This is a genomic window from Pseudaeromonas pectinilytica (assembly GCF_054780855.1).
In genome coordinates this window covers 25917-37729 of sequence record NZ_BAAGVN010000355.1, presented here as the reverse complement: position 1 = coordinate 37729, position 11813 = coordinate 25917, and the positions used below count along the sequence as shown (strand labels likewise).

The following is an 11813-nucleotide window of genomic DNA, read 5'->3' as shown; positions in this document are numbered from 1 at the left end:
GATGCTTATACCTCGGCAGGAAGAGCAGCCAACTGGCGGATCTGAAGGGCGGGTTGACCCTCACCATGCCAAATATCCAACTGCGTTAGCGAGGCATAGGGGATATTCAGGCGCTGATAGAAATCTCCGCGCCGCCAATCAGCGTGGAGCAATTGAGCCAGGATCAGGCGAATAACGCCGCCGTGGGTAACCAACAATAGCGACTGCTGCTGACTCAGGGTCAAGACGCGCTCCCAAGCCTGAGAGATACGGGCATGAAAATCGCTCAGAGGTTCGGCCTCCGGCAGCGGAAAACGCAGCGGATCACTCCAGAAGCGCTCCAGTCTGGGCCACTCCGCGACCAGTTCGTCGTAGGGGATGCCATCCCAGCGTCCAAAATCCATCTCCGCTAGCTCAGGCCAAATCTCCAGCGGGAGGTTAAATTTTTGTGCCAACGGCTCGGCCACCTGGCGGCAACGGAGGCGAGGGGAGCAGAGTATGCGCTGCCAGGGCAGCTGCTGAGCCTCGAATAATGCACTGAACGCCTGCCATCCCTCAGTGGAGAGTGGCGGATCGCTACGCCCGTAGAGGGCCGGTGCGGCATCCAGACTGCCATGACGCAACAGTCCTATGTGGCGCTGTGTGATATCAGCCATACAGATCTCATCCTGATTGCGAACCTGTCGCTCTAACCTTTTAATGGCAGAGGAAGTCCAGCGGCGACGAAAAAGACATGATCAGCCAAACGCGCAAGACGTTGATTCAACCACCCGGCCTCATCCACGAAACGCCGGGTCAGCTCCCCCAGAGGAATAATGCCCAGACCCACCTCATTACTGACCAGTACAATGGTGCCTGCGGCCTGCTCCAGCGCTTGCTCCAGAGCCAAAAAATGCTCGCTCAGCAGGGTATCAGGCTGCGGTTGTCCGTCGGCATCATGCAGCAGATTCGTGAGCCAAAGCGTCAGACAATCCACCAACAGGCAGCGACCATCGCCGGCGTGCGCGGCGATGGCTTGAGCCAATGCCACAGGCGCTTCAACCAGTTGCCAATCCGCGGGGCGCTCTTGTTGATGATGCTGGATCCGGGTCGCCATCTCGGCATCCCGGGCCGTGGCGGTCGCGATATAGGTCACCGCCAGTTCACTCTGTGCGGCGAGTTGGCATGCCAGAGCAGATTTGCCGGAGCGGGCACCGCCGAGTATCAAGGTGATTTTTGCCATCTGGGACCTTAAGAAAACAATAACGAGTCGATCAGCGGATTGATGCGAATGATCTGCAATTGTTGCAGCGACAGCCAGATCAGATAGCCCGCCACCTCGCTGATCTGCTGGGCCGCACCCAAACAATCTCCGGTATAGCCACCCAACTGCCGGGTGAGCCAGCGTTTGATCCAGTAACGCAGCACAATGAAGATCACCAGCAGGATGAGTGCACTATAAATATCCAGCAATAACAAGGGCAAAGCCCCAAAAAACAGCAGGACCAGCAGATCAGTCGGGGATTGATTTTGCGCCAGTGGTTTGGCCTTGCCGCTGTCGTCACGCACATAATGCATGTCAAAAATAAGGCTACCCGCCAGTGCGCGTGATGTGGCGTGCAACAGGATCAGTGCCAGTAGGCCTTCGATCAGTGAAAGCCGACTGATCTCCAGTAATGAAACATATTTGATAAACACCGCCAGCAGCAGTGTGATGGCACCATAGGTACCGAGTCGCGAGTCCTTCATGATCTCCAGCTTACGGGCGGTATCCATGCCACCTCCCAAACCGTCGCTCATATCCGCCAAGCCATCTTCATGAAAGGCACCGGTGATCTTGACTGTGGCGGCCATGCTGATCAATACGGCGACCGAGAGCGGTAGCAGCGACTGGGCCAGCAGCCAGACACCAGCGCCCCAGAGTCCGACCAGTAGACCGATGGCGGAAAAGTAACGACTGGCGTGATTGAGGCGCTCTGCTGAAAACGGCGTCGAAGCCGGGATCGGGATCCGGGTGAAGAACGCCAGCGCCAACAGGAAGTAGTTGCCTTGCCGTCGCAGCGCCGCCAGGAGTTTGCAAGCGACCGTCACACTGTGACTCCGGCACTGCTGAAGCTGGCCATATCGTTGTAAAAACTGCAGGCGGCACGCAGCAGAGGCAAGGCCAAAGCGGCTCCCGTGCCTTCACCCAGGCGCAGACCTAAATCCAGCAAGGGTCGGGCGCGCAGCGACTCCAGCATCATCCCGTGTCCGCTCTCGGCAGAGCCGTGGCTGAAGATCATATAATCACGGCAGGCAGGGGCGATGCGGACCGCCAGCATGGCCGCCGCGGTGACGATAAAACCGTCAATCAACAGGGTGATTCGTTGCTCTGCGGCGCCCAGTATGGCACCGGTGATTTGGGCGATCTCGAAACCACCCAGTTCACGGAGTAACACCAGCGGGTCAGACTGCTGCCCGACGCGGTTCAAAGCTTGGGTGAGCAAGGCTTTTTTGCGTATCAACTGCGCATCATCAATGCCAGTTCCGCGTCCCACACAAGCCGCCAGGGGCAGGCCGGTCATGGCGGCAAGGAGGGCTGCGGCTGGCGAAGTATTACCGATCCCCATTTCACCGAAGGCTAGCAGATTACAACCAGCCGCTATCTGTTCATTGGCAATCTGGCGGCCATAATCCAGCCCTTGCTGCAACTGCTCGGGAGTCATGGCGGCTTCGATACTGATATCTCCGCTGCAGCGTCCCAGGCGCTGCTGGATGAGTCGGGGATCGGCGATCGGTTCCAGAATACCGGCGTCGATCACCTTTAACGTCATCTGGCTGGCCTGGCAAAAGCAGTTGACGGCGGCGCCACCGGCCAGGAAATTCAGCACCATTTGTCGGGTTACGGCGCTGGGCGCTATGCTGATCCCGTGCCCGGCGATGCCATGATCGGCGGCGAAAACCAGTAATGTCGGCTTGGTAATGGCAACTTGGTCCTGCTGCTGGATCAGGGCCAGTTGGCAGGCGATCTCTTCAAGTCGGCCCAGCGCACCGAGCGGTTTAGTTTTTTGATCGATCCGGGCTTGAATCGCCGTTTCCTGGTCACGAAGTAGCGGATGAATGGTCCATGTCGCAAGCATACTGGCTCCTTATGCTGATGATACCTTCCGTAGTAGCTAGCCATGCTACTGTATTCCATGCATTTTTTCCCCCTTAACTCACCAAACTTTTCATCTGGCGGCCACAAATGCCATGGCGCTGTCATCTGCGTCTCTCCTCTTTACGGACAGCGTCAAGGTTTATGCTCGCCGGATCGCCCATAATCCATGCACTGGATCAGGCGGATAGTGGAGGTTGTGATGGGGGTGCACCCTGTTTGCCTGCTGGCGAGTCGAGCCGCATGGTGGGTCCGGTGTTGGCTCGGATGTGGGGTCGGCGCTTATCTGATTGCCAGCGCTGCGCTGGCCGCCACACCCGTGACCCTGGTGACCTATCGTGCGGCCGAGAGTGCGCTGGATCGGCGCAATGATTACACCATAGCGGTGTTAAAACTGGCCCTGGACAAGACCCGGGATGAGTATGGCGATTATCTGTTACAACCCTCGCTCCCGATGAACACCGCTCGAGCCCGTCAAGCCCTGCTCACCAATAGCTATGAGAATTTTATCGTCAAATTCAGTTATGACCCCGAGCTGGAGCGCGCAGGTCTGAAGCGGGGCGGATTTGAGCCGGATCTGGATATCACTAGCTACCGGATCTGTTTCACCCGTCGCACCTTACTGCCTGAGCTCAGCCAGATAGGCAGCCTGCAGGCATTGCGCCCCTTTAGCCATGGCCAAGGCAGCGGCTGGCAGGATGTCACCATCTTGCGACATAACGGTTTTGCCGTGCAGGAGGTGGGTCAATACGAGAGCCTGTTTAAAATGGTCGCGTCGGGTCGATTTGACTTGTTTTGCCGCGGCATCAATGAAGCCATGCCCGAGCTGCAAAGCCATCAGAACCTTCCACAATTGGCTCTGGACTCCCACCTGCTGCTCTACTACCCATTACCACGCTTTTTTTATACCAACGCCCGTCATAGCGCGTTGCTTCAACGCGTCGATCGTGGTCTGGAGCAAGCCTTTGTCGATGGCGATCTGCAGAAGCTCTGGTTGAGTTTCTATGCGGACGGTATTCGCGCGGCCCAGTTGGACAAGCGTCAGTTGCTGGTGTTGCAAAACCCGGGGCTGGAGGCACTGGCGGATAGCCGGCGCATCTCGTATGACCCCTTTAGCCAACAATTTCGATGGCGATTGTTCGCCACGCCGCGCAAACCCACCGTCACGTCAGCGCCAGAAGAATAGCAGGATACCGAACAGGGCCATGCCGGTACCCAGCACCAGACGTTTCGAAAGCGCTTCGCCTTGCCAGAGGGCCAGCGGCAACAAAAATAGCGGACTGGTTGCCAGCAAGGTTTGCGCGACGGCCGGATTGGCCAGCTTTAATGCCGATTGCTGTAGCCAGAGCGCCAGATAGGTGCCCACCAGGATGCCAAGAAAGAGATACCGGCGGCCCGGCTGCCGGTAAATCAGCCCGCTGAGCTGCCGCAGGGCCGTGGGTTGGCTCACCGCCAGCCAGAGAGCTACCGCCAAGGTGCCACATCCCAGGCGTAACGTCGCCCCCCACAGGGCCGGCAACTGACTGGTGACCAGCGCATAGTGAGAAATCACCACCCCCGTCGCCTGACAGCAACTGGCCAGCAAGCCGTACGCCAAACCGGCGCGGTTATAGCCCTTCTCCGGATCGGGCTTCATCACCACCCAGGTCACGCCCGCGGTGGTGACCACGACGCCGAGCCAGCTTTGCCAACCCAGATGATCGCCCAAGAGGCATAAGGCCAGAATACCCGACAAGGGTGGGGCGAGGGACTCCAGCAACAGGGTCCGGTTTGGCCCAATCCGCCGCAGTGCCGCAAAATAGGCGCTGTCACCGATGGCAATACCGATAAACCCGGAAAGTGCCAGCCAGAGCATAGGCTCCAAAGCAATATGAGCACTGGGGAGCGGCATCAACAGCAAGGTACCCAGCATCAGTGTCAACGCCAGACAGCCTTTTGTCAGGGTCATTTGCATGGCACTCAAATGATGGGCAAATTGGCTGAAGATCAGGGTGGCAATCGCCCAACTCAAGGCGCCAGCCAATGCCGCCAGTTCACCCCAATAGTGTTCCAATGTGTGGTCTCCGTGGTCCGAGTGCTTGCACGACACCTCATCGAGGACAGCAAAACCTGGCATGGCCGCTAGCGGGTCGTGTGGGGGCGTATTATGCGGCAATTGTTATCGGCAGCGGCAGGAATTCTCCACCTGACGAGTCAGCCTGGGATGACCGGGCAGCTCAGGTGAGTGGGTTCCCACACCGCATCCGTGGCGGTGAGTCCGGGTCGAAGGGGGCTCAGGTGGAGTAGGGCGCTAACTGACGGAGCAGTTGGGAGGCCAATTTGAAATCCAGCGCTTCTATCGCCGCAATCAATGAATTGATGGTGGGTAGGCTGCCGCGTTGCAGCAGCGAGAGGCGAAGATCGGCGAACAGGTCCAGAGCGGCTAGGTTTTGCGCTTGCAGCAGTGACTCCAGCTGACGCAGTTTTGCCTGAAACTCTGGCTCACTCAAGGCGTCAGCCTCACAGCCCTGGTCCTCGTGTCTGGCCAGCCACAGCGTGATGGCATGGTGTAGCTCATCGAGTGAGGCAAACAGCTCCGGCAGTAAGGTGGCTTGTTCAGCCGAGCGCTCCTCACGAATGGCCTGCTCAATCTGGCGACTGAGTTTGGCCAGCCGGGCGGCGCCAAAAGTACCGGCGTGCCCTTTGAGGGTATGTATCAATCGGGCCGCCGCCGCCTGATCATGGTCGGCCAGATATTGCTTGAGCTGGGCATGTAGCTGCCGGGTTTCTTGCTGGAACTGAATTAACAAGCGCGCAATCAATTGGTCATCATCGCCCAGCGTCTGCCGCAACTCGGCCAAGTCAAGCGCCTGGGCGGCGGCCAGGGTCGCAGGGGGCAATGTGCCCGACTCGTGGCTGTCGGTGTGCAGATGACGTTGGATACAAGCAAACATCTGCTGTACATCCAGTGGTTTACTGATGATGTCATTCATGCCGCAGCGTCGGCACTCTTCTTGTTCACTTCGCATCACACCCGCCGTCATCGCCAGGATCGGCGTGGTGAGCCCCAGCTCCTGGCGCAGGATGCGCGTGCTGGTATAGCCGTCCATCACCGGCATCTGTACATCCATCAGGATGATGGCAAATGGATTGTCCTGCCGCAGTCGAGCAACGGCCTCCAGGCCATTGTTGACCACCTCAACCCGGGCACCGGCCTGCTCGAGGATCCGGCAGGCAACGAGCTGATTAATCTCATTATCCTCAACCAGCAGCATCACCAGACCAGCAAATGGCTGGGCGGTTGTGGTGGCCGGATCCAGTGGTTGAAGGGGGAGAACCGTTGAACCCACACCACGACTGCGGGCATCGAGAACCGCATGATACAAGTTGGCGCTGGTGACCGGCTGAACCAAAATCGCAGCCAGTCTGGCCGCTAGGGGATGTTGGCGCAGGTGCTCTTTTTGCTGCAGGCGGGAGATGGCAACAAATAACGTATTCGGCCAATGCTCGGTGCGACTCAACAACTGCAGATCATCGGTCGTGGCCAGGGGCCAACAGCCGAGGCACACATCGTAGGGCTCCTGATCCAGCAAGGTTTCCGCCTCAGCACGGTTGCTCACCGTAGTCACACTCCAGCCTAGGGCCTGAACCACCAAGGTGAGCGCCTCCGTCACGACAGGGTGATCGCCCAGGATCAACACGCGTAGCGACTTCAGCGGGTACGGATCGATGGAGGCTTGGGGATTGAGCGCAAAGGGGAGACAAAACCAGAATTCACTCCCCGAGCCGGGTTGGCTATTGACTCCGATAGTGCCATCCATCAGCTCGACCAACCGTTTGCTGATGGCCAGCCCCAAACCGGTCCCGCCGTATTTGCGAGTCATCGAATTATCGGCCTGGGTAAAGGGGGCAAATAATCGTTCTTGCTGCTGCGGGCTCATGCCAATTCCGGTATCCCGAATGCTAAAGCGCAACGTCACCGTATCAGCTCCGAGTTGAAGCAGCGAAATATGCAAGCTCACCGAGCCTTGATGGGTAAATTTAATGGCATTTCCGGTCAGGTTGATCAAGATCTGTTGCAGCCGCATGCCATCGCCTATCAGGGTAGGCGGCACATCGGGTTGCACGCAGATCAGTAAATCAAGTGTCTTATCGGCGGCATTAACCGACATAATACTGGCCAAGCTATTTAGTATTTCATTCAGACTGAATTCGACAGGGGATATATCCATCCGCCCGGCCTCAATCTTGGAAAAATCGAGGATGTCATTGAGGATTAACAACAAAGAGCGGCCCGCACCGCTGATCATTTTCACATATTGCTGTTGGCTGGCATCCAACGTGGTATTTTCCAGCAAGAAAGCCATCCCCAATACCGCATTTAGTGGTGTGCGGATCTCATGGCTCATATTAGCCAAAAACTCACTCTTGGCTTTATTCGCCTGTTCGGCCTGGTTTTTGGCTCGATATAACTCAGCCTGAGTTATTTTCAAGGGGGTGATATCTTTGGCAATGCCCAAGAATCCGGTGAGAACATGATCCCCATCCCGAATAGGGGTAACGGTTAGCAGTACCGTCAGGCGCGTACCATCTTTGCGAATATAGCTCCACTCTCTGGACTCAAATCCGAGACGAACCGCTTCAGCAACAATAGTGGCGAAACCAGTAATCGGTTTTCCGGTCTCCCGTGTTATATCTATACTGCGGGAGACGATTTCATTCATGTCATGAAATAGAACTGGCGTTCGCTTGCCGACTATTTCACTGGCTGAGTAACCTAACATGCGCTCAGCGCCGCTATTAAATAAGGTAATAACGCCATCCTGGGTGGTGACAATAATAGATATTTCGCTAGCCGCATTAATCACCCCTTGCAACTCACTCCGTGCGGAAATCAAGGCAGCTTCTGCTTGTTTATGGGAGGAAATATCACGCAGCATGCCAGTGAAAAAGCGCTCACCCTGATTTTCCACCTCAGTAATAGTTAACTCGACCGGAAGTAAATGGCCACTTTTCTGCTGAGCCATCATTTCGCGGCCCTGGCCGATAATATGCGGCACACCGGTTTTCAAATATCGATCCAAATAACTTTGGTGGAGTTCTTTATGCGGCGATGGAATGATCAGCGTAATATTTTCGCCCAGCGCCTCACTCGCCGAATAACCAAACATTTTTTCCGCCGCCGGATTAAACGAGTGGATCCGGCCTTGGCTGTCCATGGTGATGATGGCATCTACCGCACAGTTGAGGATTGCCCGAAGTCGGCTCTCGCTGTGCTGAACGGCCAGCTCGATCAGGGTGCGCTCGGTGACATCCTGGCTGATACCATAGACACGACAGAGTTGCCCGCTGGCATCGAGCTCGACATCCGCGTAGTCCTCAATCCAGGCAGTTGAGCCGTCATGTCGAACGATCCGATAGGTTTCGCGATACCCGGCCGCGTGGGTGATCGCGTGCTGGATGCACTCCTGAACCCTGGGTCGATCTTCAGGATGAACCAAGGCCAGCCAGCTCTCCTGACTTGCGTCAATGTCGTCCGGCGTCAGACGCAGAATGCTATAAATTTCATCGGCCCACCAAGTCTGCAAATCCGCCAGATCCCATTCCCAAGCCCCGGCGTTGGCCGCGGCCAACGCCAGCTTCAATCGGGTTTCTTTGTGTTGTAGCTCGCTCTCGGCCTGTTTGTGATGAGTAATATCATCTACCTGAAGAATTAATTCTTTGGGCTGGGAGGGGGAATAATTGAGTAAAGAGAGCCGGACATTAACCCAAATCGGATGACCATCTTTACACAAATAACGTTTTTCAAACTCGTAATGATCAATATCGCCGCGCTGGATCGCCTCCAGATTTATTTTCGAGCGCTGTCGATCATCTGGATGACTGATTTCAAAAGCGGTCAGCCCTTTGAGTTCCTCGCGCGAATACCCTAACATCCGGCATAAACAGGCGTTTGCCTCCAGAATTTCACCCTGCTGGGAGGTTAATGCAAAACCTGTTGCCGCAAACTCCAGAGCCCCGCGCATACGCGCCTCACTTTGCTGCAAGCGCAGTGCATTTTTATTCATCAGCTCGGTTAATAAGCTGATAAGCTGTAAAAAAAACACCGTGGCTACACTGGATGTCCATACCTCGGCGGGGGACATGATGAACATTAATTCGGGGGCAGGGATCCAGTGTGTGGACAATAGTAGCCAGAGTAACAGTAGAGCTCCAATCGTCCATAGACTAACAATAAATACCGAGCAATACAGTGCAACCAGCGCCAAAAACATCACAACAAAAATAAATGGATTATTAAAGACATGTGCAATAATTAAGCAAAAAATGCAGGAAGAAAATATCAGCCCCATAATGAAAACCGCTTGCCTTAGGGATAAGCTATATAGCTGCTGGCGAGAAATCTTGAGGCTCGGAATTAACAGTAGCAAAAATCCAAGGCTGCTATACAGCCAGGATAAAAGTAAGACATGGATATCATGGTCGCCATGAAAATACCCAACAAACAAGCCACCCATGATTATTCCGGTGGGGGTTGCCACGGCAAAATAACCCAAGATCAGGTGTAGCAAGAGTGTCTGTCCGACAGATTGTTCATGCAACGGTCGATATTTTCTAAATAACCCAATCATCACAAAAACAATGACAACACTACTGATGATTGCCCCCATGCCTAACCAGAAATGGGGACTCAATCCTATACTCACGACCGAGATGGCGACGATATAGCTGAGTGTGATATTCCGGGATTTTGTGCGGGGTGAGTGCAGGATTAATACCACCGCAATGCTGGTCGCCAGCCAGTTGGCGGATAACACATAGCTGGTGACATCGAGTTGCCAACTGGCGCAACTGAGTAGCGTGAAGAGCAAGGTATAGAGAATAGTGTGACGATAGGACTCGGGAATTGGATTTAACAGCACCCATGGCCAACGTGTCATGCGTCAACCCCTGCGTCTGCAGCCTGATAGACGCAGACCTGATCCCGCCCATGATGTTTGGCACAATAGAGTGCCTCATCACAGTGTTGGATCAGCTCTGGAATGCTGGTTGTTTCATTCGGTATCTGAGAGTGCAAACCGACACTGATGGTCACTATGCCGGAGTCTGAGTTCTGGTGGGGAAGGGCGAGTCGGTGGATCTGATCCAGCAGCCAATGTCCATACTGCAGCGTTTGCTCGGCATTGCAGTTCGGCAACACCACCATGAACTCTTCGCCGCCATAGCGACAGACAGACTCGGCGGGCCGACGTGTCGATGCCACTATGGTTCTGGCGATATGGCGCAGGCAATCATCGCCCTGCAGATGGCCATAACAGTCGTTGTAATGTTTGAAAAAATCCACATCCAGCATCGCCAATCCCAACGGGGCGCCGATGCGCATATGGCGTCGAAATTCCACACTCAGAATTTCATCCAGCGCGCGACGGTTAAAGACGCCGGTCATGCCATCGCGATTGGCCAGACGGCGTAATTTGTCCGACTGCTGTTTCAACGTCATATGGGTTCGGACGCGGGCCCGAACTATGGGTGGGTTGAGTGGTTTACTGATGAAGTCGACACCGCCAACTTCCAGTGCCCGCACCTCATGTTCCATGCTTTGATGAGAGGTTACAAAGATAACCGCGACATCGGCGAGCAGTGGATCCTGTTTGATCTGCTGGCACACCTCATAACCACTCATACCCGGCATCTCGACATCCAGCAGGATCAGATCCGGCTGCTTATCGCGCGCGATTTGCAGTGCACTAGGCCCATCGGTGGCAAAAAATAGCTCGCCCATATGATGCAGAACATGGGCAAGGAAACGTAAATTGGTTGGACTGTCATCCACCAGAAGCAGGCGGGACGAGACACAATGTGATTCCAGTTCCAAGGAATGATCCCGGGCTGTCGCGATCCATGTTCAAATTTATAGGTTACGGCTCAACAAATCGCTAACAAAAACAGGATGTTTCTACAACACGATCGGCATTAAGTGAGATAAGTTTGACGCAGGTTATGAGCGGGATCGCTTTAGTCGACATTCAGATATTTGTGCATCTGCACGGACAAGCGCCAGTTTCGTTCGATGCAGATCCGAATGGCCAACTCGGTGGCTCGACGTTGCTGACTGATGGGTTGCAGGCAGATGACTTTGCCCGCACCATGCTGGCAGCGGGCCAGTAAATGGTCGAGATCGTGGATATGCTTCTCCATGGCCACCGGGTGTTTAATCTCCTGAGCGCGCAACAAGGCACTGTCGAGGATGGGATAGCCGCCCTTCATGCCAATCTTCGGCGAGAGCGTGACCCAGCAACCGGCATCGGCCAGAATTTCAGTTGTGCCACTGGTTTCGATCTGCACCTGATAACCTTGCTCCAGCAAGGCGCGGCTCAGGGGACGGAGATCATATTGACAAGGCTCGCCCCCTGTCAGCACCACATGGCGCGCGGTATAGCCGAGATCCCGCAGCGACTTGCAGAGTTGTTCCGTCGTCATGCTGGCCCAGCAATCCGAGTTGCTGGAGCGATCGAGAATTTGGGAGCTGACCACTTCGCGAGCCGGATCCACAACCCAGGTATGACGGGTATCACACCAGGAGCAGCCGACATCACAGCCTTGCAAACGAATAAAAATTGCCGGTTGGCCGGTGAAATACCCTTCGCCCTGAATGCTTTGGAAAATTTCATTGATGGGGTAGATCAGCTCTTGGTGTGGCATGGCTCACGCTCGCAGTAACAACGGCAGCCGAAACCCT

9 protein-coding genes are annotated in these 11813 nt (G+C 55.3%); 1 reads left to right on the top strand and 8 read right to left on the bottom strand.

What is annotated here, in order from left to right:
* Nucleotides 1-5 precede the first annotated feature (5 nt).
* From cobC to cobT, 4 genes are read right to left on the bottom strand one after another with little or no spacing between them, the layout of a single operon-like run.
* Nucleotides 6-635 (bottom strand): alpha-ribazole phosphatase family protein, encoded by a 630-nt coding sequence (cobC, locus tag ACYVG7_RS18705; protein ID WP_460884612.1) that lies wholly within the window; start codon nt 633-635, stop codon nt 6-8.
* Nucleotides 636-667: 32 nt separating this feature from the next.
* Nucleotides 668-1201: a bifunctional adenosylcobinamide kinase/adenosylcobinamide-phosphate guanylyltransferase gene (gene cobU / locus ACYVG7_RS18700; RefSeq protein WP_460884611.1), complete on the bottom strand. Its 534-nt coding sequence runs from the start codon at nt 1199-1201 to the stop codon at nt 668-670.
* Nucleotides 1202-1209: 8 nt separating this feature from the next.
* Nucleotides 1210-2049 (bottom strand): adenosylcobinamide-GDP ribazoletransferase, encoded by an 840-nt coding sequence (locus ACYVG7_RS18695; protein ID WP_460884610.1) that lies wholly within the window; start codon nt 2047-2049, stop codon nt 1210-1212.
* Entirely contained in the window at nt 2046-3077 is a 1032-nt protein-coding gene (gene cobT / locus ACYVG7_RS18690) for a nicotinate-nucleotide--dimethylbenzimidazole phosphoribosyltransferase (protein WP_460884609.1), read from the bottom strand. Before cobT ends, ACYVG7_RS18695 begins: the two co-directional genes overlap by 4 nt.
* Nucleotides 3078-3296: 219 nt before the next feature.
* Between cobT and ACYVG7_RS18685 the strand changes: the two genes are divergently transcribed.
* Complete coding sequence (locus ACYVG7_RS18685) at nt 3297-4280, top strand: hypothetical protein (RefSeq protein ID WP_460884608.1); 984 nt, start codon at nt 3297-3299, stop codon at nt 4278-4280.
* Here ACYVG7_RS18685 and ACYVG7_RS18680 read toward each other — a convergent pair.
* The 4 genes from ACYVG7_RS18680 to queE form a co-directional block, all read right to left on the bottom strand.
* Nucleotides 4263-5147 carry a DMT family transporter gene (locus ACYVG7_RS18680; RefSeq protein ID WP_460884607.1) on the bottom strand — a complete coding sequence of 295 codons (885 nt, stop codon included), beginning with the start codon at nt 5145-5147 and terminating at the stop codon, nt 4263-4265. The genes ACYVG7_RS18685 and ACYVG7_RS18680 overlap by 18 nt on opposite strands.
* A 220-nt stretch (nt 5148-5367) precedes the next feature.
* Nucleotides 5368-9141 (bottom strand): PAS domain S-box protein, encoded by a 3774-nt coding sequence (locus ACYVG7_RS18675; RefSeq protein ID WP_460884606.1) that lies wholly within the window; start codon nt 9139-9141, stop codon nt 5368-5370.
* Between the two features lie 869 nt (nt 9142-10010).
* Nucleotides 10011-10949, bottom strand: a complete 939-nt coding sequence (locus ACYVG7_RS18670; RefSeq protein ID WP_460884605.1) for a GGDEF domain-containing response regulator — start codon at nt 10947-10949, stop codon at nt 10011-10013.
* A 140-nt stretch (nt 10950-11089) separates the two neighbouring features.
* On the bottom strand, nt 11090-11776 hold the full coding sequence (queE, locus tag ACYVG7_RS18665; protein ID WP_460884604.1) for a 7-carboxy-7-deazaguanine synthase QueE: 687 nt from the start codon (nt 11774-11776) through the stop codon (nt 11090-11092).
* Between the last annotated feature and the right edge of the window lie 37 nt (nt 11777-11813).